The sequence below is a fragment of the Variovorax sp. Soil_C_12 genome (assembly GCF_057657375.1).
This window is the reverse complement of sequence record NZ_JBDGIO010000002.1, coordinates 724,498-748,391: the sequence shown is the minus strand read 5'-3', so window position 1 is coordinate 748,391 and position 23,894 is coordinate 724,498. Positions and strand designations below refer to the sequence as shown.

General features: G+C 64.9%; 28 protein-coding genes and 2 pseudogenes. 22 read left to right on the top strand and 8 right to left on the bottom strand.

Annotated elements, in window-relative coordinates; all coding sequences use genetic code 11:
• The first annotated feature begins 113 nt into the window (after positions 1–113).
• The 6 genes and pseudogenes from AC3A6X_RS08590 to AC3A6X_RS08565 all read left to right on the top strand — a co-directional run bounded on the left by AC3A6X_RS08590 (position 114) and on the right by AC3A6X_RS08565 (position 2,669).
• Positions 114–518: pseudogene (locus AC3A6X_RS08590) on the top strand (sugar transferase).
• Entirely contained in the window at positions 430–615 is a 186-nt protein-coding gene (locus AC3A6X_RS08585) for a sugar transferase (protein WP_487841815.1), read from the top strand. Before AC3A6X_RS08590 ends, AC3A6X_RS08585 begins: the two are co-directional and overlap by 89 nt.
• A gap of 24 nt (positions 616–639) precedes the next feature.
• Entirely contained in the window at positions 640–843 is a 204-nt protein-coding gene (locus AC3A6X_RS08580; protein WP_487841775.1) for a hypothetical protein, read from the top strand.
• A gap of 121 nt (positions 844–964) precedes the next feature.
• On the top strand, positions 965–1,453 hold the full coding sequence (locus tag AC3A6X_RS08575) for a hypothetical protein (RefSeq protein ID WP_487841774.1): 489 nt from the start codon (positions 965–967) through the stop codon (positions 1,451–1,453).
• Between the two features lie 145 nt (positions 1,454–1,598).
• Positions 1,599–1,859, top strand: coding sequence for a methyltransferase domain-containing protein (locus tag AC3A6X_RS08570; RefSeq protein ID WP_487841773.1), 261 nt, complete (start codon positions 1,599–1,601; stop codon positions 1,857–1,859).
• A gap of 114 nt (positions 1,860–1,973) precedes the next feature.
• Entirely contained in the window at positions 1,974–2,669 is a 696-nt protein-coding gene (locus AC3A6X_RS08565; protein ID WP_487841772.1) for a hypothetical protein, read from the top strand.
• Between the two features lie 531 nt (positions 2,670–3,200).
• Here the strand turns inward: AC3A6X_RS08565 and AC3A6X_RS08560 are convergent.
• Positions 3,201–3,698, bottom strand: a complete 498-nt coding sequence (locus AC3A6X_RS08560) for a hemerythrin domain-containing protein (protein WP_487841771.1) — start codon at positions 3,696–3,698, stop codon at positions 3,201–3,203.
• Positions 3,699–4,109: 411 nt separating this feature from the next.
• On the opposite strand from AC3A6X_RS08560, the gene AC3A6X_RS08555 reads away from it, so the two are divergent.
• From AC3A6X_RS08555 to AC3A6X_RS08545, 3 genes are all read left to right on the top strand, one after another.
• Positions 4,110–6,758 (top strand): excinuclease ABC subunit UvrA, encoded by a 2,649-nt coding sequence (locus tag AC3A6X_RS08555; protein ID WP_487841770.1) that lies wholly within the window; start codon positions 4,110–4,112, stop codon positions 6,756–6,758.
• Between the two features lie 227 nt (positions 6,759–6,985).
• On the top strand, positions 6,986–7,276 hold the full coding sequence (locus tag AC3A6X_RS08550) for a hypothetical protein (protein WP_487841769.1): 291 nt from the start codon (positions 6,986–6,988) through the stop codon (positions 7,274–7,276).
• A gap of 80 nt (positions 7,277–7,356) precedes the next feature.
• Complete coding sequence (locus AC3A6X_RS08545; RefSeq protein ID WP_487841768.1) at positions 7,357–7,776, top strand: response regulator; 420 nt, start codon at positions 7,357–7,359, stop codon at positions 7,774–7,776.
• 118 nt (positions 7,777–7,894) lie between these two features.
• Here the strand turns inward: AC3A6X_RS08545 and AC3A6X_RS08540 are convergent.
• Positions 7,895–8,133 (bottom strand): annotated as a pseudogene (locus AC3A6X_RS08540) (hypothetical protein); the annotation flags it as partial.
• 317 nt (positions 8,134–8,450) lie between these two features.
• Here AC3A6X_RS08540 and AC3A6X_RS08535 point away from each other — a divergent pair.
• Positions 8,451–9,578 (top strand): sensor histidine kinase, encoded by a 1,128-nt coding sequence (locus tag AC3A6X_RS08535; RefSeq protein WP_487841767.1) that lies wholly within the window; start codon positions 8,451–8,453, stop codon positions 9,576–9,578.
• Between the two features lie 42 nt (positions 9,579–9,620).
• Here the strand turns inward: AC3A6X_RS08535 and AC3A6X_RS08530 are convergent, their stop codons facing one another.
• Entirely contained in the window at positions 9,621–9,848 is a 228-nt protein-coding gene (locus tag AC3A6X_RS08530; protein WP_487841766.1) for a transposase, read from the bottom strand.
• A gap of 211 nt (positions 9,849–10,059) precedes the next feature.
• Here AC3A6X_RS08530 and AC3A6X_RS08525 point away from each other — a divergent pair, with 211 nt between their 5' ends.
• The 5 genes from AC3A6X_RS08525 (at position 10,060) to AC3A6X_RS08505 (ending at position 13,268) form a co-directional block, all read left to right on the top strand.
• Positions 10,060–10,341: a hypothetical protein gene (locus tag AC3A6X_RS08525; protein WP_487841765.1), complete on the top strand. Its 282-nt coding sequence runs from the start codon at positions 10,060–10,062 to the stop codon at positions 10,339–10,341.
• Complete coding sequence (locus tag AC3A6X_RS08520) at positions 10,342–11,364, top strand: extracellular catalytic domain type 1 short-chain-length polyhydroxyalkanoate depolymerase (protein ID WP_487841764.1); 1,023 nt, start codon at positions 10,342–10,344, stop codon at positions 11,362–11,364. It begins immediately after the preceding gene.
• Between the two features lie 158 nt (positions 11,365–11,522).
• Complete coding sequence (locus tag AC3A6X_RS08515) at positions 11,523–11,975, top strand: hypothetical protein (RefSeq protein WP_487841763.1); 453 nt, start codon at positions 11,523–11,525, stop codon at positions 11,973–11,975.
• Between the two features lie 53 nt (positions 11,976–12,028).
• Positions 12,029–12,859, top strand: coding sequence for an NAD-dependent protein deacetylase (locus AC3A6X_RS08510; RefSeq protein ID WP_487841762.1), 831 nt, complete (start codon positions 12,029–12,031; stop codon positions 12,857–12,859).
• A 133-nt stretch (positions 12,860–12,992) separates the two neighbouring features.
• Entirely contained in the window at positions 12,993–13,268 is a 276-nt protein-coding gene (locus tag AC3A6X_RS08505; protein WP_487841761.1) for a YkvA family protein, read from the top strand.
• A 171-nt stretch (positions 13,269–13,439) separates the two neighbouring features.
• Here the strand turns inward: AC3A6X_RS08505 and AC3A6X_RS08500 are convergent, their stop codons facing one another.
• Positions 13,440–13,841: a hypothetical protein gene (locus tag AC3A6X_RS08500; RefSeq protein ID WP_309971439.1), complete on the bottom strand. Its 402-nt coding sequence runs from the start codon at positions 13,839–13,841 to the stop codon at positions 13,440–13,442.
• A 304-nt stretch (positions 13,842–14,145) separates the two neighbouring features.
• Here AC3A6X_RS08500 and AC3A6X_RS08495 point away from each other — a divergent pair, with 304 nt between their 5' ends.
• The 5 genes from AC3A6X_RS08495 (at position 14,146) to AC3A6X_RS08475 (ending at position 17,610) form a co-directional block, all read left to right on the top strand.
• The gene (locus AC3A6X_RS08495; RefSeq protein ID WP_487841760.1) at positions 14,146–14,505 is read left to right on the top strand and encodes a hypothetical protein; all 360 of its coding nucleotides are present in this window, start codon (positions 14,146–14,148) and stop codon (positions 14,503–14,505) included.
• 56 nt (positions 14,506–14,561) lie between these two features.
• Positions 14,562–15,407 carry a PA4780 family RIO1-like protein kinase gene (locus AC3A6X_RS08490; protein WP_487841759.1) on the top strand — a complete coding sequence of 282 codons (846 nt, stop codon included), beginning with the start codon at positions 14,562–14,564 and terminating at the stop codon, positions 15,405–15,407.
• A gap of 375 nt (positions 15,408–15,782) precedes the next feature.
• Positions 15,783–15,959, top strand: a complete 177-nt coding sequence (locus AC3A6X_RS08485) for a DUF1328 domain-containing protein (RefSeq protein WP_126840347.1) — start codon at positions 15,783–15,785, stop codon at positions 15,957–15,959.
• A 51-nt stretch (positions 15,960–16,010) separates the two neighbouring features.
• Positions 16,011–16,802: a DUF3750 domain-containing protein gene (locus tag AC3A6X_RS08480; protein WP_487841758.1), complete on the top strand. Its 792-nt coding sequence runs from the start codon at positions 16,011–16,013 to the stop codon at positions 16,800–16,802.
• 571 nt (positions 16,803–17,373) lie between these two features.
• Entirely contained in the window at positions 17,374–17,610 is a 237-nt protein-coding gene (locus tag AC3A6X_RS08475) for a PH domain-containing protein (protein ID WP_487841757.1), read from the top strand.
• 758 nt (positions 17,611–18,368) lie between these two features.
• Here AC3A6X_RS08475 and AC3A6X_RS08470 read toward each other — a convergent pair.
• Positions 18,369–18,731: a hypothetical protein gene (locus tag AC3A6X_RS08470; RefSeq protein WP_487841756.1), complete on the bottom strand. Its 363-nt coding sequence runs from the start codon at positions 18,729–18,731 to the stop codon at positions 18,369–18,371.
• Positions 18,732–18,787: 56 nt separating this feature from the next.
• Positions 18,788–20,377: a GMC family oxidoreductase gene (locus AC3A6X_RS08465; protein ID WP_487841755.1), complete on the bottom strand. Its 1,590-nt coding sequence runs from the start codon at positions 20,375–20,377 to the stop codon at positions 18,788–18,790.
• Between the two features lie 197 nt (positions 20,378–20,574).
• Between AC3A6X_RS08465 and AC3A6X_RS08460 the strand changes: the two genes are divergently transcribed.
• Positions 20,575–21,330 (top strand): helix-turn-helix domain-containing protein, encoded by a 756-nt coding sequence (locus AC3A6X_RS08460; protein WP_487841754.1) that lies wholly within the window; start codon positions 20,575–20,577, stop codon positions 21,328–21,330.
• A gap of 139 nt (positions 21,331–21,469) precedes the next feature.
• Here AC3A6X_RS08460 and AC3A6X_RS08455 read toward each other — a convergent pair whose 3' ends face one another.
• Entirely contained in the window at positions 21,470–22,234 is a 765-nt protein-coding gene (locus tag AC3A6X_RS08455; RefSeq protein WP_487841753.1) for an alpha/beta fold hydrolase, read from the bottom strand.
• Between the two features lie 247 nt (positions 22,235–22,481).
• On the opposite strand from AC3A6X_RS08455, the gene AC3A6X_RS08450 reads away from it, so the two are divergent.
• Complete coding sequence (locus tag AC3A6X_RS08450) at positions 22,482–22,823, top strand: hypothetical protein (protein ID WP_487841752.1); 342 nt, start codon at positions 22,482–22,484, stop codon at positions 22,821–22,823.
• A 117-nt stretch (positions 22,824–22,940) separates the two neighbouring features.
• On the opposite strand, the gene AC3A6X_RS08445 is transcribed toward AC3A6X_RS08450, so the two are convergent.
• Positions 22,941–23,852 carry a LysR family transcriptional regulator gene (locus AC3A6X_RS08445; RefSeq protein ID WP_487841751.1) on the bottom strand — a complete coding sequence of 304 codons (912 nt, stop codon included), beginning with the start codon at positions 23,850–23,852 and terminating at the stop codon, positions 22,941–22,943.
• Positions 23,853–23,894: the final 42 nt, after the last annotated feature.

Below are 23,894 nucleotides of genomic sequence, written 5' to 3'. Positions count from 1 at the left end.
GTAAGGAGACGGTGATCGCTTATACGACCGTGCTGGAACGAGGGTGTGCAGGAATAGTTCCAGCGCGCGCGAAGGCACGCGGCACGGTGCCGCCCGCGATCGGACGTCGATCGATGTTTTCAGCAGGCCGGCCGCTCGTCTCCGCGCAGTCCGAGGCGGAGAGCGATTTTGTCCAGCAGGTCCGGCGACATCGCACGCGCCCGTTCAGACGCTTCCGGCGCGCCTCGCTGCACGGCCTCTCAGACCATGCACCCGAATGGAGTGTCTTCCAGCACCTCACCGCCGATCCGCGCGTGACCCCTACCGGTCGGATCCTGCGGCGGCTGAGCCTGGACGAGCTTCCATAGCTGTGGAACGTGCTCAAAGGGGACATGAGCCTTGTCGGCCCGCGGCCTGCATGGAGCGGCAGGTCAGTCTGCATGCCGCTGGCTGGGCGCACTACTTGCGCTGCGCCCCGGGATGACCGGCCTCTGGCAGGTCAGCGGCAGGAAACGCCTGACCTACCGGCAGAGGGTTGAGCTCGGCGTCGCGTACGTGGATCGTTGGCCCCTGGGCCCGGATCTGCTCATCCTGGCCAGGACGACGCTCCGTGCGGTGCGGGCCGGCGGCGGCTGAGCCTGCGGAAGGAGCGATCGAGCGATGCTGGGAAAGCGGATCCTGCTGATCGGAGCCCATGCGGACGACGTCGAGTTCGCGGTCGCCGCCGCGCGAAAGATCTCCAACTTCCTGATGTTCAAGCCCACGTATCCCAGCGGACGGCCGCCGTGGCGCTTATTGAACGGCTTGCCTCGGGTTTCTGGCCGCACCGAGCCAAGTGGGCGCAAGCCAAGCGACAGCAGGTAGCGAGATTCGATACTCCCTCGCCCTGACGATGGCAGGCGAGCCCGCGCTTCGTAGAGTGCACGGCATGACCTCGCATCCCTCCCCAGCCACCGCGGAAAAGACCTTCCAACGCGCCGTGCGCATGGACCAGCCGCACCGCAGCGCACGGCGCCCGCCCGCCTGGTTCGCGCTCCTGGTGCTCGGGTTCCACGTGCTCGCCAGCCCTCTTCTGCACAGCCGCAGGCACCGCCAGCGCGCTGCTGCCAACAAGGCGGCGGCGGCGCACGAGCTGGATGAAGCGGCCCGGCCCGTGCCGCTGACGATCAAGAGCACGAGACAGGCGCCCGGGGACTGGCTCTTTCCGAGCTTCTTTCTGTGCATGGCGGTCGCCGCGCTGCCGCTGATCGGCGCTCGCTGGACCATGCCCGAAGGCATGGCGACATGGAATGCCTTCGCGGACGCTCTGGTGTTTTCGCTTCCCGTGATCGTCCCGCTGCCGTTCCTCTTCCTGGGCTGCGTCGGGATGCTGGTGTTCAAGCCGGCCTCACGAACATCGACGGCATGTGGGTTCCTCAGCGCGAGCATCCTTCTCGGGCTTGCGGGGATGTACGCCTTGGCCATCGGTCCGTAGCCTGGCAAAAAGGGCGACGGCGGGGTGACCCGCATCTCCTCTCCACGGAGGATGACCTCTGCAGACTCGTGCCACCAAACTGCCGGTACCTGGTGCGCGTCGGCTGGCGGCGCGAGTTGCCGAGAAGAATGAGAGAGAGGTGCGCGTGGACGCTCGCGAGGCTGCCAAGCACTGGGAAGCCAATGCAGAAGCCTGGACCTGTCAGGTACGCCGCGGCCTCGACGTCTTCCGAGACGAACTGAACAGCCCGGCATTCTTCGGAATGCTGCCCCCGGTGCGCGGACTTCGCGGCTTGGATGTGGGATGCGGCGAAGGCGCCAACACCCGCCAGCTCGCGCGATGGGGCGCAAGGATGGTCGCCATTGACGTTGCACCCACTGCCGGTACGGCGCCTGCCGATCCTTGAAAAGGCGGGGCCCCGAGCAATCATCGAAAAAGCCTTACGCAGAAGGTCGCTACGCCGCACACATCCGGGCCGTATGTGCGCGCAACGTCTGGAACTCTGAAAAGGAGTCCGAGCATGGCACAACGTCCAGCCGAGCCGTTCTGGTTTCCTACGGCCGACAACCATGACACACGCTCCCAAGTGGAAGGCTACTTGGAACAGCAGCCGACCGAATCGGCGCTGGATCATGGCGTCGAGGAATCCTTTCCCGCCAGTGATCCGGTTTCCGTCAGCGTGAGCAGGTCCGCGCCCCGTGCGATCGGCCGCTCGAGGGTTTCAAAGCCCGCTTCCCGGCGATTCGAGGATTCGCGATGGCGGCCAGCGCTGCGCACCGGGCTCATTGCCGGAGCCGGCGCGAGTGTGCTGTCCACGGCGGTCTTGATGCTGGCAGGTCGACGCCAAACCGGCAGTGTCGTTGCGCCGACCAATGCGACCAGTCACTGGCTATGGGGTCGAGAGTCCCTTGTTGCGGATCGTGCGAGCTTTCGTCACACCGCTGTGGGTTACGTGACGCACCACCTTGCTGCCACCTTTTGGGCGATCTTGTATGCGTGGTTGTACGGGAACCGTCCACAGGCGCAGTCAGTTTCTGCTGCACTGACCGGCGCCACAGCAGCGGCCGCCGTCTCATGCGCGGTCGACTACACCGTCACGCCGGAACGGCTCAGACCCGGCTTCGAGCACCGGCTGTCGAGGCCTGCCATGACTGCCATGTATGGCGCATTCGCGATCGGGCTCCCAGCCGGCTGCCTGCTGGCCAACCGGCGCTGAGACTCGAGATGGCATCCGAGGTACTTCGTGATCGAAGACCGACCGGGCGCGAACTCGAGCAGAGGCCGCGGTGCAAGCATGTTTTGACGCGGCCTGCGGCAAGCCATATTTGCATGCCCGGCAAGGACGATCACCCCTGGTCGCCGCCCACCGGCAGCCTCGCGACCCAGCCGCGCGTATGCGCGTTCCTTGCGAGTACTTTCATCGCCCGAACCTCGAGCTGCTCCACCGAATAAGGCTTCTGCAGCCAGACGCTGTGCCGCGGCCTCGGAGCGCCGTGCCGAAGAGCGCGACCATGCCACCCAGCAAGGCTCCTTTCATGCGCGGGTCGACCCAAGCCAGTGCGCCATAGGCCTGGTAGGAAAGGATCATCGCCCCCGTCAGGACGATAGCGATGCCGACTCCGTGTCTCAACGAGAGTGTCGAAGGTGGACGGGTCCGCAGCGGGGCGGCATCTGCGGCCATCCGATCTCCAGGCGGCGAAAAAGGGCGGTGGCCGGGGGGCCACCGCCAACCCCACACAGACGGTTGTTATGCGGTCGCCCCGGTCAGCTCGGCCATCAGCTCTTCCTTGCGCGCCTCCAGCTGCGCGCGCATGGCCACCAGGTCCAGCCCACGTGCAGCGCGCGCTTTCACGAAGATCTCGTTGCGCTCTTCCTTGACGTGATGGTCGATGTACTCGCCGAGCACCGTGACCTTGGCGTCGAACATATCGTCGACGTCGGTGGCTTCCTGGATTTGCGCGATCAGATCTTTGGCGCTGGCGTGCTCGACGGCCGCTTCGTCGAGCAGATCGGTGTCCTTGATGGCGTCGCGCAGTCCGGGATAGAAGATTTCTTCCTCGATTTGCGCGTGGACGGTCAGCTCCATGCAGATCTCATTGGCAAGCTCGCGCTTCTTCTGCGAGGCGCTGGCGGCCTTGGACTGGGTGAGCGCCTCGTAGGCCTTGAACAATTTCTTGACGTTGCGGTGATCGGTGTCGAGCAGGCTGCAGGCATCGGGCTCGGTGCGCTTGGTGGTCGTGGGCATGGTGGTCTCCAGGTATAGGTTGGGGGACAAGGAGAGTGCGATGCGCAAATCTTCATCCACGTAGGATTGCTTCGGGTGGCGATAGCGTCCGAGCCGCCGTGAGCCTGTGCGGCTCGCCTGCCGGAGTGTCAAAAGACATATTCCCGACTTTCCGACTCACAAGTCTGCGGCGCCAACCATCGGCCTTGTCAGCCGCCCGTACTTGACGCATGGCCGCCCCAGTGCTGGAGAACAGTCACTTCAGCAAGGCAAAATCTTTGCGCATGGTCAGGGGCGACTGCGAGGTCCGTTCGTGTGTGCGGATGAGGCCGCGACTGACAAGGAGACCCTGCAAACAAGTGCAAGGTGCAAAGCCTGCGCAGGTGCCGCCTGCCGAAGCGGCCCGACGAACGACGCGCCAGAGAAGGTCCCATGGTTGACGATCCCGAGCACAGCAAAGACCGCCCACGGACAGACCCCTGCGTCCGCGTCCGCGGCGCACGCGAACACAACCTGAAGAACGTGGATGTCGACTTGCCGCGCGATGCACTGGTCGTGTTCAGCGGGGTCTCGGGCTCGGGAAAGTCCTCGCTGGCCTTCGGCACGCTCTACGCGGAGGCGCAGCGCCGTTACCTCGAATCGGTCGCACCGTATGCGCGACGTCTCATCGACCAGGCCGGCGTGCCCGAATTCGATTCGATCACAGGCCTGCCGCCCGCCGTCGCCTTGCAGCAGCAGCGGGGCACGCCCAGCGCGCGTTCCTCCGTCGGGAGCGTGACGACGATTTCGAGTTCTTTGCGGATGCTCTATTCGCGCGCCGGCACCTACCCGCCGCGTCAGCCGATGCTGTACGCCGAAGATTTCTCGCCGAACACCGTGCAGGGTGCGTGCCCCACCTGTCACGGGCTGGGGCGCACCTACGAAGTGACGGAACGAACGATGGTTCCGGACGATTCGCTGACGATCCGCGAACGCGCCATCGCCGCCTGGCCCCCGGCTTGGCATGGGCAAAACCTGCGCGACATCCTCGTGACGCTGGGCCATGACGTCGACACGCCGTGGCGCGACCTGCCGAAGAAGGTGCGCGACTGGATCCTCTTCACGGACGAGCAACCGACGGTGCCCGTGTACGCGGGGTTCACGGCCGCAGAGACCAGAGCCGCACTGCGCAGCAAGATGGAGCCGAGCTACCAGGGAACGTTCACGGGCGCGCGCAAATACGTGCTGCACACCTTTGCGACCACGCAGAGCGACTTCATGAAGAAGCGCGTGGCCCGGTTCATGGTGCCCAGTGCCTGTCCCACCTGCAAGGGACGCCGGTTGAAGCGCGAGGCCTTGTCGGTGACTTTCGCGGGCCACGACATCGGCACGTTGTCGCAACTGCCGCTCTCCGAACTGGCGGGCGTGCTCGCACCGGCAGCGGACGGCTCCTTTTCCGGGAAGCCCGACGTCAGCGTGCTCAGCCGTGATGCGGCCAGGCGCGCCACCGCGCAGCGCGTCGCCGCCGGCGGGTCAGCCCATCGTGCGGCCCCGGACGTGCGGCACACGCCGGCACTCTCGGAAGAAAAACGCATCGCTGCGCAGCGCATCGCCCACGATGTGCTCCAGCGCGTCACGACCCTGCTGGAACTCGGGCTCGGCTATCTTTCGCTCGACCGCCTCACGCCCACGCTGTCGCCCGGCGAACAGCAACGCATGCGGCTGGCCACGCAGATCCGCTCGAATCTGTTCGGGGTCGTCTACGTCCTCGATGAACCCTCCGCCGGCCTGCACCCCGCAGACAGCGAGGCACTGTTTACTGCACTGGACCGGCTCAAGGCGGCCGGCAACTCCCTCTTCGTCGTCGAGCACGACCTCGACCTCATGCAGCATGCCGACTGGCTCGTCGATGTCGGCCCCGACGCCGGCGAAAAGGGAGGCCAGGTGCTCTTCAGCGGCCCGCCGGCCGGACTTCGGGCGGTCAAGGAATCGCATACCGCGCGCTACCTGTTCGACACGGAGCCGCCGCCGCCCCGCACGCCGCGCGAGCCCGCGGGCTGGCTCGCCCTCGCGCAAGTCAGCTGCAACAACCTGACCCGACTCGACATCGAGTTTCCGCTCGGTGTGCTCACCGCCGTCACCGGTGTCTCGGGATCGGGCAAATCGAGCCTGGTCACACGGGCCCTGACGGAACTCGTCGCCGCGCACCTGGGCCACGAGACCCCACAGGACGAGGAAGACCGGATCGAGGCCGCGGCGCAGGACCGCGTGACGGGCCACATCGCCCGCGGCGCGGAGTTGCTGCGCAGGCTGGTGCATGTCGACCAGAAGCCGATCGGCCGCACGCCGCGGTCGAATCTCGCCACTTACACCGGCCTGTTCGACCATGCACGTAAGTTGTTCGCCGCCACGCCCGCGGCGAAGGCGCGGCGTTTCGATGCAGGACGCTTTTCCTTCAACGTCGCCAAGGGGCGGTGCGACACCTGCGAGGGCGAGGGATTCGTCAGCGTGGAACTGCTGTTCATGCCCAGCGTCTACGCGCCCTGCCCGACTTGCCACGGTGCACGCTACAACGAGAAAACGCTCGCCATCACTTGGCGGGGAAAAAGCATCGCCGACATTCTCCGCATGACCGTCGACGAAGCCGCGGGCTTCTTCGTCGACAAGCCTGCGGTGGAGCGTCCGCTGATGCTGTTGCAGGCCATCGGGCTTGGCTACCTGCGGCTGGGTCAGCCCGCCACGGAGCTTTCGGGCGGCGAGGCCCAACGCATCAAGCTCGCCACCGAGCTGCAGCGCGCGCAACGGGGCAACGGTCTCTACGTGCTCGACGAACCCACGACCGGACTCCATCCTTCCGACGTCGACAAGCTGATGCGGCAACTCGACGGCCTGGTTGCTGCGGGCAACACGGTGATCGTGGTGGAGCACGACATGCGGGTCGTGGCGGCGTGCGATTGGGTGATCGACATGGGGCCTGGCGCAGGCCATGAAGGCGGCCGCGTGGTGGTGGCAGGAGCGCCTGCGCAGGTGGCCGCTTCGGCAGGCAGCCTCACGGCGCGCTACCTCACGCCGGTGCTGCACGGTCGGTCGCGTGAAAGCTAGCAGGTTGCTCAGCGGCTAGAACTCGGCCTCATCGCACCAGCCGCAAAGAAGGGACCGCCAAAATTCGTCGCATCGTCGCCCCTGGCGTCCATAGCGGACTGCAGCGTGAGCCACGGCCTGCCGCTATTGTTCGACTTGCAATGCACGGCCTCCGGCATCGACACCTGTGGTCCTCCTATTCCATTCACCGATTTTTCGGAGCAGGATATGGGCGAAGGAAGTAAGGCATGACCCAAGGAAACTCTGCAGAGTCGGCAGACGCGGCAACGCCATTGGAAGAGGCGCTGGCGAAGAACGAGGATGCCACCGCAGAAGTCAAGCGGGCGGCAGAAGAACTGACGATCGTCCGTGCAGTGCTCGACAAGGTGCCTGACGGAACGCCACCCGAGGATATCGAATTGGCCGCCGAACGCGCGGAAGAACTCGAAGAGGGTCTTTCCTCTGCGGCCGAAAAACTCGAGGAGGTGAACGACACCCTGACCGAGGAGTTGAAGGCCCGTCGAACGACGGGTGCTTGAGTGCCGGAACGATGTCAGCTTGCCGACCTACACGGCAGCAGTAGGAGACCCAGGATCATCGGGGCCGCAATAAAGTGGCCATGCCTACCAAAACATTCTTGGTTGAAGACAGCGCGACAATACGGGCAAACTTGATCCCCGCGATGCGTGAGCTTGCCGATGTGGAGGTGATCGCATGCGTTGAATCGGAGAGCGAAGCGGTCGCTTGGCTTGCGACGCACACAGGTGATCTGCATCTTGCCGTGGTGGACCTCCTGCTAAGGGAAGGTTCAGGCCTCGGCGTCGCCAAGCACTTTAGGCGCGCACGCTCCCAGCTCGTCATTGTGATCCTCACGAACTACGCGACGGCAAGTACTCGTGAGCGGGCCATCGCAGCTGGGGCATCCGCAATCTTCGACAAGTCGACGGAACTGGAGGAGTTCCTCGCCTACTGCGCGGCGCTGCGGCGCCAGGTGAGCTCGCCGGGTCATGAAGCGCCGGGAGGGTTGGAGCCCGGATGAGGCGTCGGCACGCGCTGGGGGGATGCGGCCGTTTGCGCGCAAGATGCCGCTGCCTCGGTTTCGGGCCGATGGCGGCATGTTGCCCCTCCTCCCCTCCTCCCTTCCTCCGGCGCCTGGAACGGTCGAGAACACTGAAGAGTCCGCGGGCGTACTTGATGAGTTTCAGCCGCTGCAGCTTGCCGGCCGCCTCCGTCACGCCTTCACGCCGCACGCCGCACGCCGCACGCCGCACGCCGCACACCGCACGCCGAGCATGTTGGCGATGAATTCCTGCGTCATGTGGGTTCGTTGCCCGGACAACCTGTCGGGGCTCAGCACGAGCCAGCGGTATCGCTGCTGCTCAAGCGAATGGTTCCTTGCGAGATCGTGGCACGAACGACCAGTATCTGTGCGATAGTGCACAGGCTAAACGTCGTCTTGTGTGGGCTGTTGCATGGTGCGTCGGGTGTGGCGGCGCTACCGTCGGCTTCAGGACTCAGTGACGACTGGAACTCATCCCCGCCACCAGAGGTCTTATTCATGACGTCGGGGATGTTTATTGCTCGCCTGACGATGCGCGCTCGACGCTGTCGCGTTCGGACGTTGCCCGGGCTTCGTGAGGTGCCGCGAGCCTGAGTTCTCTCCAGCTGAACGGTTCGGCGTCCCACGGAACGGGGTCACTGACGGAGGACCACATGCATAAGTTTCTATCCAACAACCGAGAGGAGTTGATCGCACGCTGCAAGGCGAAGGTTGCGCAGCGACCCAAAAGGGAGGCAACCAAGGCGCAGCTTGCCAATGGAGTTCCGCTGTTCCTGGACCAGTTGATGAGGACGCTGGAGGCACAGAATGACGGGGATGTTGGCGAGAGCTTCCGGATTTCCGGTGCCGCTGGGGGAGATGCAACCGCCCTTTCCGAGATGGGCCTGAGTGCAGCTGCACATGGCAAGCAGCTTTTGGAGCTTGGGTTTTCCGTAGACCAGGTAGTTCACGACTATGGCGACCTTTGCCAAGCCATCACAGACCTTGCGGTCGAGCGCGATGCCCCGTTCTCCGTTGATGAATTCCGCACGTTGAATCGTTGTCTCGACAACGCCATCGCCGATGCCGTCACCGAGTTCGGCATCTCGCGTGACGCGAACGTTGCGCTGCAGCAGTCCGCCGAGGAGAACGAGCGTCTCGGCGTGCTGGTACATGAATTCCGAAATTACCTGCATACGGCAACGCTTGCGTTCGCGGCACTGGAATCGGGGAAAGTTCCAATCGGTGGTGCGACCGGCTTCGTGTTGAAAAGGAGCTTGGCTGCTCTCGCAGCCCTGCTCGACGTGTCGCTATCGCGTGTCAGAGGCGCGGTTGAAACGCCGGAGGGGGAGGCTTTTTCGCTCGCATCGTTCGTGGCAGAGGCCAAAAATGCGGCTTCGCTCGACGCGAGCGCCAGAGGATGCACGTTCTCGGTCCCGGACGTGGACGCCACGCTGGGCATCTCTGGGAATCGAGAGCGTCTCTTGGCTGCCCTGGTGAACTTGCTCCATAACGCATTCAAGTTCACCCACCCTCATACGGAGGTCACGCTGAGCGCCTATGCCAAGGACGACCGGGTTCTGGTGGAGGTCAAGGACAATTGCGGAGGGCTCCCTCCAGGCGCGACCGCAAGCATCTTTCGGCCTTTCATGCAGGTCGGCGACGATAAGAGCGGGTTGGGGCTTGGTCTTTCCATCGCGCGACGGAATATCGAGGCTGACGGCGGTGTCTTGAACGTGCGGGACGTACCTGGCATCGGATGTGTTTTCACCATCGAGCTGCCGAGCAGGACGCTTCAATAGCAAGTTTGTGGGGCCCCTCTAGTCGGGATCGACAAATCACGCCTACGTTTCGCCGGGCCATTGCACCGTCAAGCGAGTCTCGCCGCGTTGCAGTTCTATGTGGATGTCGGCCTCGACGGGCGCGCGGTCCGCGTCCGTGCGCTTCACCCCCTTGCCGACGAGCCACTTGCGAACCAGGTTGACGTTGAGCCCGTGCGCGAGCAACACCGCCGCGACCGAGGCCCCGGGCTGCTGGCACTCGGCCAACCGTCGCCTTGAACTCCGGGTCATGCCTGCGCCGAAGCTTCCGTGAATTGGGATTCAATAGGTGCCCACCAAATCAATAGGTGGGCAACATCACGACCCCCGTCACCGAGCAGCAGGATGGAATCGCCAGACGCTCATGGGGGACCTCCTGCAGGCCAGCGACCTCGCCGCCCCCAGCGGGAGAGCAGGACGTGCGCATGCCGCGTAGGACACCGGCCACCTCGGATCGCGTCAATTGCTGCGCCGCCGAAACCAATCAGTTGTCAAACTCAATTCCCTCGGCCTTCCTTTCGGTCGACGTGAAGGCGATATGACAAATCCTTGGACCAAGAAAAATCCGTTGATGAGCCTATGGCTCAGTTCCGCCAACAAGGCGATGGGTACGGCTCGCGCTCAGGCAACGGGTGCCGCGAAGCGCCAGATTGCCGCGACCCAGGCGGATGCCATGAAACAGATCGTGGAATTCTGGAGCGGCAAGACCACGCGGCCGCCCGCGAGGAAGAGAACGCGCCGCTGAATGGCAAAGCGAAAGCAGCCTGCGGCGTGGGCAGGCATCCTTGCGCGTAGCGTCGCGACGATCACGCAGCACGCCTTGCGCGCGAACTCGCGCGCTGTGAAGATCGCGCTCAAGCCGAGCGTTGAAAAACGCCGCCCACCGGCGGGCCCAGGACTGTGGATCTCCGGCGTGGCGATGGGCGCGAGCGGGTTGCGCCGCTTTCGGCTCTACCGGCCGCCCGATGTCAAGTTCGGAGAGCGACTGCCGCTCATGGTGATGCTGCACGGCTGCGGGCAAGACGCGAAGAGCTTCGCGACCAGCACGCGGATGAACCGCATCGCGGCGCGCGAGCGATTTCTGGTGCTTTATCCTGAACAAGACCGCATGTCGAATGCCCAGGGCTGCTGGAACTGGTTCGACACGTCGTCTGGGCGCGCCTACGGCGAAGCGGCGCTGATCATGAAGGCCATCGATCAGGTCTGCCTGATGTACCCGGTGGACCGCACGCGTGTAGCGGTGGCCGGCCTCTCGGCAGGCGCCAGCATGGCGGCACTCCTGGTCACGCGGCACCCGGATCGCTTCAGGGCGGTGGTGATGCATTCGGGCATACCGCCAGGGACGGCGCATTCGCCCCTGTCTGCGCTGGGTGCGATGCACGGACATCGGGCGACGAAGCCGCTGCTCACCATGCCAGCGACCATGGCGGCGTCTTGGCCTCCGTTGATGGTGATCCACGGCAGCTTGGACCGCGTGGTGGCGGCCAGCAACGGCCATGCAGCGGTGCAGGCTTGGGCCGACGCGGCAGGCGCGCGGGCGTCCAGGGAGCGCAGCGTTCAGCGCGGCAGCCGATATCCCACCAACGTGACCGACTTCAAGCGCAAGGGCCACACGGTAGCCACGCTGGTCGAAGTGGCGCGCTTGGGGCACGCGTGGAGCGGCGGCGCTGCGAGGCAACCCTACAGCGATGGGCAGGGGCCCGATGCGTCCCGCATGACCTGGGCCTTTGCGGCCAAGCATTTTCGGGACAAGCCGAACAAGCCGTGACCCTCGGCCCTTCTGTCGCCACCTCCAACGACCACTTAGCCCTGACCTTGAGTCAAGATGGGACGGCTGGACGCTCGCCCAAGGCCGGCGGCGGCGGCCGGCGATCACAAACGAGGGGTGGCAACGGCCAAACACGCCGCCCGACGAAAGGCAACGCCATGTCCCTGACCGACAAGCTCCAGATCCCCACGGCGAACGCGGACGGCAGCTTTGCCGCGCCGGTGCCGCCGCCGGCGGATAGCGCGGCCGACGCGCTGCGCGACGCGCAGGCGCAGCACGCGGTGCTGGCCGAGCAACTCGACGCAGTCAACGAGTTGCTGGCCAAGCCGCTCAACGAAATTCTGGCGGACCGCGAACGCTTCAAGGAATCGGCCGCTGCGTGGGACGCCTTCGGCGCCATGTGGATGCTGTCGCAGCGCGCGATGAAGCGTGTGGCGCTCGACCTCGCTGCGCAGCTCGGCGTGAGCGAGGACGAAGTGGTGGCCCGTGCGCTGGTGCATGCCAACGAGGTCCTGAACGGCGACGGCGTGGATCTGGGCGGTCTCATTGCCGAGGCTCAGCTCGCGCACGTCGCCAGGCACAAGCCCTTGCTGCGCAAGCAGTTCCGCTGAACATCGCGGAGAGCCCCGCCGCCTGCCGGGCGGCGCCGGCCGCCGTATGCTCGGTGGCCATGGACGCCTCCACCTCGCTGGCCGACTTCGCCGTGCGCCATCCCCGCCTCTTCGTGCTGACCGGCGCCGGCTGCAGCACCGACTCCGGCATCCCCGATTACCGGGACGTCAACGGCGACTGGAAGCGGCCGGCGCCAGTGACCCTCCAGGCCTTCACCGGCGACGAGCTCACGCGCCGCCGCTACTGGGCACGCAGCCTCGTCGGCTGGCCGACCATGGCGACAGCCCAGCCTGGCGCCTCGCACCGCGCGCTGGCCCGGCTCGAGGCTTCGGGCCGCGTGGGACTGCTGCTCACGCAGAACGTCGACGGCCTGCACGACGCCGCCGGCAGCCGCCAGACCATCGACCTGCACGGCCGCATCGACACCGTGCGCTGCCTCGGCTGCGAGACGCGCACGCCGCGTGCCGAAATGCAGCAGTCGCTGCGTGCGCGCAACCCCGCGTGGGCCGCACTGGAAGCCCGCGCCGCGCCGGACGGCGATGCTGACGTCGAAGACCAGGATTTCGCCAGCTTCGACGTGCCGGCCTGTTCGATCTGCGGCGGCATGCTCAAGCCCGACGTGGTGTTCTTCGGCGAGAGCGTGCCGCGCGAGCGCGTGCAAGCCGCCTATGCGGCGCTGAGTGAAGCCGATGCCGTGTTGGTCGCCGGCTCGTCGCTGATGGTGTATTCGGGCTTCCGGTTCGTGCAGGCGGCCGTGGCCGCGGGCAAGCCGGTGGCGGCGATCAACCTCGGACGCACGCGTGCCGACGATCTGTTGGCGTTGAAGGTCGCGCAGCCGGTGGGCGAGGCATTGACGGCCCTGGCGGAGCAGCTGGTGGCATGAGCGTCAAGGCTCAGCGAAACGGACGGTGGGCTGCCTGCGAAGCGATATGTAACACCGCGCGTGCAACCCCTTGCAGTGGGCCCGGCGGGCGCCATGTTGTCTAAACCCCGGCTCGACAACGAACAAGCCCGCCATGTGGAAACGCCTGACTCTGCTCTGGTCCTTGGTGCGCGGTGACGCGCGGGAGCTGTGGTTCGCGCTGCGCCACCCGGCCGCGCCGGGCTGGTTGAAGCTGGGATCCGTGCTGATCGCGCTCTACGTGCTCTCGCCCATCGACCTCATACCCGACGTGGTGCCGGTCTTCGGGGTGGTAGACGATCTGTTGCTCGTGCCGCTGGCGATCCGCTGGCTGCTCAAGCGCCTGCCGCCCGACATCGCAGAGGCGGCTGCGCGACGCCGCGCCGGCTGAGCCGACCGCCTTGGTGCAAGCGCATGATCGCCTTCGGCTGGTCGCTCATTCGCTTGGCGAGCTGACCGGCGTGCGCGCCAAGTATTCATCGATCCGGGCTCGGGCTTTGCTGGCCAGGACCCGTCTGGCGGAGCATCCTGCCCAGCGTTCGCCTCTTCAGGGCTCGTAACGTCAACGCCGCGCTGGGCGGCGCAGGAGAGAGGTGCCAACGTCGCGCGCCTGTCGTTCGCGTTCGCGCCGGCGCGCTTCAGCCGGGTCTGCAATCGTCGGCCGGCCCTTAGGGCTCAGATCGCACCACCAGGTCTGCGCAAACATGGGCCCGGTCCCCTTGGCGCCGCGGGTCGGATAGACCTCAATGCCGGTCAGCAGCATGCCGCGCTCGTTGACCGCGAGCAGCTTCACCTTGTCGAGCAGCGGGATCACGTAGCTCTCACCGTCCCGCCCGAGCAGCACGGCCACGCGCTTCATTCCCTTGCGGTACACCTGTAGCTCGCCATGCACCGGCTCCGCCTCGATGTCATCGCGGTGCAGCAGTTGCCCCTCTCGGCGGCAGCGGTAAACGATCGCGAACACATGCGAAAAATACTGGATGGGCGTACAGTATATCCATGGCCGAACTCACCGCTGAAGTTTGGATTGCTGCCTGCGCCCATCGGCTGCAGCAGCAGTGGCGCACGGTCGATCCGCTCCAGTTGGAGGAGGTAGCCGCGGAACTCTGGCGCTTCCCGATCTGCGTGCCCTGGCGCCGGCGGACGCGGCGGTGGCCTGGCTCGGGCCTGTCCCGTTGGCGAGCTATGTGCTGAGGTGAACGCTCCTTCAACCTGAAGATCGTCCATCTGCGGAAGCGGACGCTTCGACATTGCGGCATCCTCCAGGTATGCCACTCGAATACCTGCTCTTCGAATTGACCGACGAGGAGACCGGCGCCTGCAGCTTCCACGCGATGGCGTCCGTCCTTGCTGATCGCTTGCCGGCCCTGATCCACGAGGTCGAAGCCGTGCTCGGTTGGGCCTGTCGCCATTTCGGCGCACCATCTGCTGTCGAAGAAAACGGCGAGTGGGACTTCGAGTTGCAAGCAGTGGCCGAGGATGATGTTCCGCTTGACATCGCCTACGACTGCGAGCACGCGATCGTTTCCATGCCGTGCGTACCTGGGCGAGTGACCCTTTCCCTCACCCTGACCGGGTCCCGCGCCTTTGCGGCAGCCTTCACGGACACCTTTCCTGATTCGGACTGACTGGATCAGCCGGCCTCCGCGTCGCGGGCCGGCCCCGCATGCAGGCAAAATGAACCATGAAAGCGCCCCCTCGACTACGGACGCTGATCGACGAAGGATTGATCGACAGCGTGGTTCGCCAGCTCATGAGCGGCAAGGAAGCGATGGTCTACGTGGTGCGCTGCGGGGACCAGACGCGCTGCGCCAAGATCTACAAGGAAGCGACCCAGCGCAGCTTCCGCCAGGCCGTCGACTACACCGAAAACCGCAAGGTCAAGAACACGCGTCTGCAGCGCGCGATGGCCAAGGGCACCAAGTTCGGCCGACAGGCCACCGAAGCGGCCTGGCAAAGCGCCGAGGTCGATGCGCTCTACAGGCTGGCCGCGGCGGGCGTGCGCGTGCCCGAGCCCTACAACTTTGCCGACGGCGTGCTGCTGATGGAACTGGTCACCGACGAGCACGGCGATGCCGCACCGCGCCTCAACGACGTGGTGTTCACGCCGGAGGACGCGCGGGTGCACCACGCAACGCTGCTGGTGGAGGTGATTCGCATGCTGTGCGCGGGTGTGGTGCATGGCGACCTTTCCGAGTTCAACGTGCTGCTCGCCGCCGACGGCCCGGTCATCATCGACTTGCCCCAGGCCGTCGATGCCGCGGGCAACAACCACGCGCGGCGCATGCTGTTGCGTGATGTGGGGAATCTTGCGGACTTCTTCGGGCAGTTCGCGCCCGAGTTGCTTTCCACCCGTTACGGCGAGGAAATATGGAACCTCTACGAGCGCGGCGAGCTTCACACGGGCTCGGCGCTCACGGGCAGCTTCGCACGTCCGAGCGGGCCGGTGGACTTGGGCGGGGTGCTGCGCGAGGTGGAAGACGCGCGTGCCGAAGAGGCGGCACGGCTGGTTCGCATGGCGGCGTGCTGAAGCGGCGTTCCGACCACCAGCAACAGATCCGCACGCTCGATCGGCGCCGCCACTCGTACCACGCCCACACCGTTTCAGGATCGCGCCTGAACGCCTCCGGCGTCGCAAGTTGTGCATCATCTAACTGCGCTCGGTGTACTGGAAGGGCGAAGCCCAATCGTTCAGCCGGCGTGGACTGCGGCTCCTCGTGGGCGTCCAGCAGGTCAGGACGTTCTTCCTGATGCTCTTCGTCGCACTGGATGCATGGATCGTCCTGGTTCATGGTTAACCCCGGTGGTGCGGTACGCAGCTCGCTGACGCTGCTGTGAGCCTCAGCCCTACCTCAGGCATGCTGACCATTGCGAACAATACAAGGCTCCAACAAGGAAAAACTTCATGCTGAAGTGGGCCATCATCTTCGCCATCGTTTCGGTCGTCGCAGGTGTCTTCGGCTTTACCGGGATCAGCGCCGGTGCGGCAAAGATCGCGAAGATCCTGTTCTTCATCTTCCTGATCGTCGCCATCGTGTTCGTAGCCTTGGCGGTCCTGGGTATAGGCGCCATGGCGTCGTAGGCTCGCGACGCACCGCTTGTGGCCGTTTCAGGGGCTGGCGACACTCTCGACATGACCGACGCCGCCGCTTCGCCTCCCATACGGAAGCGCTCGACGCGCTGGTTACGTTGGCCCCTGATTTTGCTGGGCCTGCTCGCACTCTTGATGCTGGGCCCGGTGGGTGTGCTGGCGTTCGGCAACCTGGACTTGCACACGCCTTGGTACATGATGAGTCGTGAGAGCACCAAGCAGGCGCCTGACGCTGCATCCGAACGCGGTGCGGTCGTGCAGGTGTACGGCGCTCGCATCGTGCGGTGGCGCGGCGCCTTCGGCATCCACCCCTGGATCGCCGTCAAGCGCGCCGGCGCGGAACGCTATACCACGTACCACATCGTCGGCTGGCGGGCCCGACGCGGCGGAGATGCACTGGTCACCAGCGAAGTCGACGATCCCAGCGTTCAATGGTTCGGCGCCAATCCGCAGCTGCTGGCCGATCATCGAGGTGCCCCGGCAGAAGCCATGATCGACCAGATCGAATCTGCAGTGGCGGCCTATCCCTGGCGCTCGTCCTACCGCCTCTGGCCAGGCCCCAACAGCAACACCTTCGTGGCTTGGGTGGCCCGACAGGTGCCCGACCTGCGGCTGGACCTGCCACCCACCGCCATCGGCAAGGACTACCTCGGGTTGACCACCATCATCGACCACGCACCCAGCGGCACCGGCTGGCAACTGTCGTTGCTGGGCCTGGCGGGCGTGACGGTGGCACGCGACGAGGGCCTGGAGCTGAATCTACTGGGGCTGGGCTTCGGCATCGACGTGGACGACAGGGTCCTGCGGGTGCCCGGTTTTGGCCGGCTGCCTTGACGCAGGCTCCTCAACACTTCAGTTGGGCAGGCAACTTGACCCGTCGTCGAAGCACATCCATCCCTTCGGTCGACCGGCCGGTCAGCGGCTTCAAGGCGTTGTCGAAGACACGGTTGAATTCAGTTTGCTGGACGTCCTTGCCCTTGCGGCTCTGGCCGCATCTTGTCCATGCCTTGCGTGGGCGCAAGGCATGCGAGCGCAAGGCACATGAGCAGTCCTGGAATGACCACGATCTGTTCTTCTTCTTGGACTGGGGCTTGAAGCGTGCATCAGACTTGCCGGTGCTGCGTAGAGGGCGGTTCCGCGGCGGTGCGCACTATTGCCGGTTTGGGCGGGGAGAATTCATCCAGCTGCGCAGGCTCCCCCACCGCCACCTGCATCAGCCACGCGCTGCGCTCCCGCGCAGCCTTCGATGACCGGCAACGGTCGCGTGTGTCGATCGACCCGGCGAAGATCCAGCAGGAGTTCAGCCAGATCCTGGCGAAGGGCGAAGTGGTCGAGCACGCCTACCAGCTCATCTGTGACTACTTCTTGTTCACCGACGGCGCCTCGTGCTGGTCGATAAGCAGGCATGACGGGGAGCAAGATCGACTACCACTCCATTCCCTGCAAGAGCATCACGCACTTCAGTGTGGAGACGGGGGGCACCTTCGATCTCGATGCGGAGCTCAAGATCTGGATCTCTGGGACGGCTGTGCCGCTGTGCCGATACAGAAGCAGTTCAATAAGAAGCTCAGCATCTATGAGGTGCAGAGTGTGTTGGCGAGCTATGTGCTTAGGTGAGGTGCGACGAGGTGAGGTGAGGTGATCTTCTGAAAGGCACGCAGTGTCTGCTTCGAACTGCCCACGCGGTATGGTGGGGCCTGAACTTCTGGTTGAATCCGCAGCTCAAAGCCGAAGTTCGGCTTGCTTCTAAGCGGTCGTTCAGTTGGGTGTCAACCACGCGAGAAAAGCCATCGTCCTGGCGTGCCGCCACTCTCATCGAGGCAGGCGATGAATTCGTCGTCGGGGTTGACGTCGTGTTGAACTCGCTCAATGTGGTGGGACAGTCCAGCAGCACGAAGAACAGTCGAAAGGCTTTCAATATCGCGGTCAGGCGATGATGGGCAAGACCAAGCTGCAGGTCCTTCACCAGTAATGGTGCCGGCTGATGGCCGGGCTCCCATCGACGCGGCCATCCTTGGACTCGGCAGGACGCAATTCCTCGACCGCATCGCGCTGCCGCACCTGCAAGCAGGCCGGCTGGAGCGTGTGCTGCCGCAAGCAGATGTCTCGGGACCGCCGGTTCACGCCATCATTCCCGTTGACCACAAGATGGCTGCCAAACCAGAGCCGTTCTCAACCACATCGCCCAGGCTTTGCAGCAAGAGGGAAAGGGCACGTAGCAGCATCGCCTGCGAAGATCCGCTCTCCCGAGGGCGCTACTTCGGCTTAGGGCCGAGGCGGTGTGTTCGCCAAGTCCTTGCTCCGCAGCATGAAAGGTCCCTTTGTCTTCGGACTGAGGCTGAGATTCAAGCTCCGCCCGGGCGGCATGGAACACGACCAACAACGTGCCTTCCGCGGGACTCAGCCGCCGGGCGCAGGGCTGCGCGGCATGCCGGAGAGTTCGCGCGCCGGGCTGCCGCCGCGCAGGCTGAGCACCCCCGCGCCCGCATGGTCGCCATGCAGGTTGCCCGCGCGCGAAGCGGACACCGCGTCCCGGCGAACCTCGGCGCGCGTCAGGCGGCCCACGAACCCAGGGGCGGCATCGACCAGGGAGGCTTCGCCGAAGATCGGCCTGAGGGCCGCACCGCGCGCTTCCATCACCAGCTCCGAACGCGGCCGCTCGGATCGGATGGCCAGCACACCGTCGTAGGGTTCGGCGTTGGCGAGGGTCGCGAAGCCCATGCCTGCGAGCGCAAGGGCGTTGATGATCTGCTTCGTGTTCATTGTTGAGAGTTCTTGGTCAATCAAAAAGAAGAGGTGGTGGACACGGGCACAGGGGCTCAGATGCCGTGGCTCGCGCGGAGCTCTTCGACCGCGCGCTCGCCGATGACGACACACGGCGCCATCGTGTTGCCGCTCGTCACGTGCGGCATGACGGATGCGTCCGCAATGCGCAGGCCTTGCACGCCATAGACGCGAAGCTGGCCGTCCACCACGGACATGGGGTCACGGCCCATCTTGGCGGTGCAGGACTGGTGCCAGTAGGTCACCGCGGCATTGCGCACATAGTTGTCGAGCGCCTTCGCGTCCAACTTTCCGGGAAGGCGCTCGCCCTTGACCAGGCCCTTGAATGAAGCTTGCGCACCGAGTTCCTGAACGAAGCGGATGTTCTCGATCGCACTGCGCACGTCGGCCGGATGAGACAGCGTGTTGGCCTGGATGATCGGCGCATCGGTGAACTCCGGCCCCGACAGCGTGATGCGGCCGCGGCTCTCGGGATGCGCCAGGCCCGCGAACATCGTCCAGCCGTGGGCGGGCACGCCGAGGCTCGCGTTCTCTGCACTGGGCACCGGAAACTCCACCTGGCAATGGAACATGTCCGGCAGGCGCAGGTTGCTCCGGCTGCTCCAGTAGAGCGTTGCCTCCGACCCGCCATAGCCCACGGCCTGTGGCGACTCGTATTCGAAGATCACGGCAAAGGACACGTGGTCCTGATGGTTGGCGCCGACGCCCGGCAGGTGCTGGATCACCGGAATGCCGTGGCGGCGCAATTCGTCTTCGGGCCCCACGCCCGACTGCATGAGGACCTTGGGCGTGTTGACCGCGCCCAGCGAGAGGATGACCTCGCTGTGGGCGCAGAAGCGCATCAACCGGCCGTTGCTCACCGCCTCCACGCCGATGACGCGCTGGCCCTCGAACACCAGCCGGCTCACCAGGGTGCCCGTCATCACGGTGAGGTTGGGCTGGGCGCGCCGGGGGTGCACGTAGGCGCGGTAGATGGAATGGCGTCGACCGTCCTTGACGATCACGTCGTTGAGGGCCGCGCCACCGGGGCCTTCCATCATCTCGCCGTTGGGATTGTCGAAAGTGGGAATGCCCATTGTCTCGGCCGCCGAGACCATGGCGTTCGCGATCGGCTGCACTGCCCGGGCAGGCGCGACGTGGACGGGGCCGCCGACGCCGCGACGCGACGCATCGGGCGCGCCGCGGTAGTCCTCCACCCGTCGATAAATCTTCAGGACCGAGTCGTAGTTCCACGCCGGGTTGCCGCTTTCCGCAGCGAAGTCTTCCCAGTCGTTCTTGTGGCCGCGCGCCCACAGCATGACGTTGACGCTGGAGCCGCCGCCCAGGGCGCGACCCATGTTCAAGGGGATCTGCCTGCCGTTGACGTGCGGATTGGCGGCGCCGGCAAAGTTCCAGTCGCGCTCGCTGCCCAGGTTCAGAGGCCAATTGCTCGGCTCCAGCACGTGCGGATGATCGTCGTCGCCGCCTGCCTCGAGCAGTAGGACCCGCACTTCCGGGTTTTCGGCCAGGCGGCCCGCCACCACCGAGCCGGCCGTGCCGGCTCCGCAGACGATGAAGTCGAAGTGGGCGTCGGGTTGGTCGCCGGAGAATGCAGCTGCTTGGGTGTCGAGAAAGTCTTGGTTCACGGTCGTTGTTTCGTTGGATGGATCGGATGGCTTGCGCGATACGTCCCGCGCAAGCCGGGGTCAGTATCTTCAAATCTATCATAACTATCAAATTTGATAGAATAAGCGAGCAATCTGCGCGGGTATAGAGCGAGCGGCCGTTGGCTTAAGCTAGGCCCTCGGCCTGTGCCCGCAGAGCCGTCGCCTTCTCACAGCCCATGAAAGACAGCGTCCTCACCACCACCGAAACCGCGAAGCTCCTGGGCATCTCGGTTCGCACAGCGCAGCTCCTGATCGAGGGCGGCGCGTTGCCGTCGTGGAAGACGCCTGGCGGCCACCGGCGCGTCCACCGGGCCGATGTCGAAGCCCTCAAGGCGCAAGCCGGCTCGGAGCCGCGGCCCGCGGCGACGCCCGCGCGTTCCACGTCCGTGGCGACCGAAGCTCCCCGGGAGCTCGCAGATCAGATCCTCCAGGGCGATTTCCCGATGGCGCCGAACGAGGGGAGCCGGCTCCAGGCGGTGCGGCGCTCCGGTTTGGTCAACTCGCCACCCGAGGTCCAGTTCGACAGGGTGACGTGGCTCGCAGCCTGGGGATTGAAGACGCCCGTCGCGCTGATGACCGTGTTGACGCCCGAACTGCAGTGGTTCAAGTCCCGCCAGGGCCTGGACATGGTGGAGACGCCTCGCAGCTGGGCCTTCTGCAACCACACGGTCCTGCAGAAAGGAATCTTCGAAGTCCGTGATCTCAAGGAACACCCCAGCTTCGCTCGCAACCCTGCAGTGGCGAAGGCCCCGCACTTCCGCTTCTACGCGGGAGCGCCGGTGTACGACCCGGATGGTTTTGCCCTTGGGTCGATCTGCGTCATCGACTTCCGTCCGCGCCAGTTGGACAAGAACCAGAAGCGGACGCTGCTGGAATTGGCGGCCATCGCGTCCGACGAGCTCAGGCTTCGAGAGGTGCTGAACAAGTCCTAGGGGACCGAACGGGTGCTCAGGCCACAGGCACCGGGAACGAATGGCGCAGTGGGCCAGGCGCTTTGTCCGGCGTTGGACGGTCTGCGGAAATGGGCCGATCTCGAAGACCAGCGCCGAGACCGCAGCCGCCGCTCGCCGGCTACGGGTTCTTCGCGGCGCGATCGATCACGTCCGCGACCACCTTCGGTTGTGTCATGAAGACCGCGTGGCTGGCCTTGACCTCCGTCACTTGGGCGCCGATGCGCTTGGCCATCTTGTGCAGCATGCGGACGTCGAAAGCCTTGTCGTCGGTCGCGATGACCGCCCAACTCGGCTTGGTGCGCCACGCGGCGTGCTTGAGCCGGGTGGCGAACACCGACATGTTGATCGGCACCTGCGAGTCCCTCAGGAACGCCGCGTCCGCATCGCTCGTATCGCCGGCGAAGCCGATCTTGAACTTCTCTTTGTTGACGAAACCGTAGCCGTCAGCGTGGGTGTCGATGACGAAATCGGGGGCCGAGAACCCGGTGTACTGCTCGGCGGTGGTCTCGCCCGCGTCGGGGGACAGGGCGGAAACGTAGACCAGGCCGACGACCTTCGGATCGACGCCGGCCTCGGTGATCACGGTACCGCCCCAGGAGTGGCCTACGAGGATCGTGGGGCCGTCCTGGCGGGCGATCGCGCGCTGGGTGGCCATCACGTCGTCTGCCAGGGATGTCAGCGGGTTCTGAACGATTGTTACCCGGTAGCCGCGGCCCGTCAGATCGTTGTAGACACCGCGCCAGCCCGAACCATCGGCAAAAGCACCATGCACCAGCACGACGTTCCTGACTTGCGTGGGCTGCGCAAGGGCACCGCTGCTTGCGCCGACGATGCTGGCAGTTGCGGCAGCAACCATGATCAGCTTGCGAATTCCAGTGTTCATGAAGAGTCCTGTGAGGTTGGAGGGAACGACAGAAATCGTATGAAATTAGCGCGTTCACAGGATTGCAAAGAATCTCGAGTTCGTGCGTGAGATCCCAAAGATTGTCGATTCCTCGATTCAGAAATTGCGTCAAATTTCGAGTTCGCGCAATAAACATATGAACCGCAAGCCATGCTGGCGGAGATGCACGGGCGGCTTAGCATCCGGCCCCATGACAAGAGATGCAGCAAGATGGGCCCGGCCGCTCATGCCCTTCGCCGTGGCGTGCGCGGGCACCGTGGTTGCGTGCTCTTCCGGCACCCCCGTCGAGGTCCGCAACCGCTCATCGATGACACTGCACGACGTCAGCGTCAGGGGATCGGGCTTCGAACAAAGCGTCGCCGCGACCCTCGCACCAGGCCAGGCCCGGACGGTGAGCGTCAGGCCCAAAGGAGACTCCGGACTGGCCATTTCATTCATTGCGGACTCACGTCGTGTCTCGCACGCGGAGAACGGCTACTTCGAGGGCAATGGCTTCTACACGGTCCAGGTGATCGTCCAACCAGATCTCTCCGCGTCGGTGGAAGGCAAGCTCTCGCGTGCATGGTGAACAAGCTCGCAATCCCGAGGCCTCAAGCGTGTCGGCGAACACTTCAAGTTGACCATGACGGCGAGCAACGTCGCGCGAAGCCTGCCAGGGCCTCTTGTCTGACAGGCCCTGGCAAGCCTAGAGCCGATCGAAGGGTTTTCGATCCAGCAAACAGTCGATGAAGGCACCGAGCAGGGCTGGTCGATGTTGTCTGCTCGGATAGTAGAGGAACAGACCTGGGCGCGAAATCGACCAGTCCGCGAGGACTTGGACCAGCCGCCCCTGGGCCAAAAGCTCACCCACGCCATCTCGCTCGAAGTGATAGGCAATCCCGAGCCCGTTGAGCGCAGCAGCAACGCCGATGTCGGCGTGGTTGGTGACGATGGGGCCGTCCACCGCTACTTCGAGTCGTTGCCCTCGTTTCTTGAACTCCCAGCGATAGTGCCTACCGTCCATCTGGAGCCGCCAGTTGATGCATGCATGGTCATGCAACTCGGCAGGTGACTTGGGGGTTCCTCGACGCGCGAGGTAGTCTGGGGACGCCACGGCAACCATGTTCAGGTCCGGCGTGAGGCGGACGGCAACCATGTCTTTCTGGAGCTGTCCACCCACGCGGATGCCCGCGTCGAAGCGGCCGACGACGATATCAGCCAGCGCGTCGTCGACCACGATGTCGAGGACTACGTCAGGGTGTGCTTGATGGAAGCGCGAAAGCCGGGGCGCAATGATGGTTCTCGCTGCGATCCCCAGCGTGTTGATGCGAAGCGTTCCGCTCATCTGTCCTGTCGCCTCGCTGGCTTCAGCGACTGCAACAGCCATCTCGCGAAACAACGGAGCGATGCGCCTGTACAGCCGCTCGCCACTTGCCGATGGCGCGACGCTTCGGGTCGTGCGATTCAGAAGACGGGCGCCGATGCGGCCTTCGAGCTGTCGGATGGTCTGGCTGAGTGCCGAAGGCGATAGGCCCAGATGCTCTGCCGCTCGGGCAAAGCTCTGGCGCTCCACGACGGCGACAAAGGCCTTCAGCTCAGCAAAGTCGGAGCCGCGCATTATGCATTCTTCTCTACATACCTCATTCTGATTCTATGGTAT

Bases quoted from the DNA above. Each gene is read 5' to 3' on its own strand.
- AC3A6X_RS08505 (WP_487841761.1), top strand. From the start codon at position 12,993: ATGTGGAAACGCCTGACTCTGCTCTGGTCCTTGGTGCGCGGTGACGCG.
- AC3A6X_RS08560 (WP_487841771.1), bottom strand. From the start codon at position 3,698: ATGCCCACGACCACCAAGCGCACCGAGCCCGATGCCTGCAGCCTGCTC.
- AC3A6X_RS08530 (WP_487841766.1), bottom strand. From the start codon at position 9,848: ATGACCCGGAGTTCAAGGCGACGGTTGGCCGAGTGCCAGCAGCCCGGG.
- AC3A6X_RS08515 (WP_487841763.1), top strand. From the start codon at position 11,523: ATGTCCCTGACCGACAAGCTCCAGATCCCCACGGCGAACGCGGACGGC.
- AC3A6X_RS08550 (WP_487841769.1), top strand. From the start codon at position 6,986: ATGACCCAAGGAAACTCTGCAGAGTCGGCAGACGCGGCAACGCCATTG.
- AC3A6X_RS08565 (WP_487841772.1), top strand. From the start codon at position 1,974: ATGGCACAACGTCCAGCCGAGCCGTTCTGGTTTCCTACGGCCGACAAC.
- AC3A6X_RS08455 (WP_487841753.1), bottom strand. From the start codon at position 22,234: ATGAACACTGGAATTCGCAAGCTGATCATGGTTGCTGCCGCAACTGCC.
- AC3A6X_RS08475 (WP_487841757.1), top strand. From the start codon at position 17,374: ATGACGGGGAGCAAGATCGACTACCACTCCATTCCCTGCAAGAGCATC.
- AC3A6X_RS08485 (WP_126840347.1), top strand. From the start codon at position 15,783: ATGCTGAAGTGGGCCATCATCTTCGCCATCGTTTCGGTCGTCGCAGGT.
- AC3A6X_RS08480 (WP_487841758.1), top strand. From the start codon at position 16,011: ATGACCGACGCCGCCGCTTCGCCTCCCATACGGAAGCGCTCGACGCGC.
- AC3A6X_RS08445 (WP_487841751.1), bottom strand. From the start codon at position 23,852: ATGCGCGGCTCCGACTTTGCTGAGCTGAAGGCCTTTGTCGCCGTCGTG.
- AC3A6X_RS08460 (WP_487841754.1), top strand. From the start codon at position 20,575: ATGAAAGACAGCGTCCTCACCACCACCGAAACCGCGAAGCTCCTGGGC.
- AC3A6X_RS08535 (WP_487841767.1), top strand. From the start codon at position 8,451: ATGCATAAGTTTCTATCCAACAACCGAGAGGAGTTGATCGCACGCTGC.
- AC3A6X_RS08580 (WP_487841775.1), top strand. From the start codon at position 640: ATGCTGGGAAAGCGGATCCTGCTGATCGGAGCCCATGCGGACGACGTC.
- AC3A6X_RS08575 (WP_487841774.1), top strand. From the start codon at position 965: ATGGACCAGCCGCACCGCAGCGCACGGCGCCCGCCCGCCTGGTTCGCG.
- AC3A6X_RS08490 (WP_487841759.1), top strand. From the start codon at position 14,562: ATGAAAGCGCCCCCTCGACTACGGACGCTGATCGACGAAGGATTGATC.
- AC3A6X_RS08545 (WP_487841768.1), top strand. From the start codon at position 7,357: ATGCCTACCAAAACATTCTTGGTTGAAGACAGCGCGACAATACGGGCA.
- AC3A6X_RS08555 (WP_487841770.1), top strand. From the start codon at position 4,110: ATGGTTGACGATCCCGAGCACAGCAAAGACCGCCCACGGACAGACCCC.
- AC3A6X_RS08520 (WP_487841764.1), top strand. From the start codon at position 10,342: ATGGCAAAGCGAAAGCAGCCTGCGGCGTGGGCAGGCATCCTTGCGCGT.
- AC3A6X_RS08495 (WP_487841760.1), top strand. From the start codon at position 14,146: ATGCCACTCGAATACCTGCTCTTCGAATTGACCGACGAGGAGACCGGC.
- AC3A6X_RS08450 (WP_487841752.1), top strand. From the start codon at position 22,482: ATGCCCTTCGCCGTGGCGTGCGCGGGCACCGTGGTTGCGTGCTCTTCC.
- AC3A6X_RS08470 (WP_487841756.1), bottom strand. From the start codon at position 18,731: ATGAACACGAAGCAGATCATCAACGCCCTTGCGCTCGCAGGCATGGGC.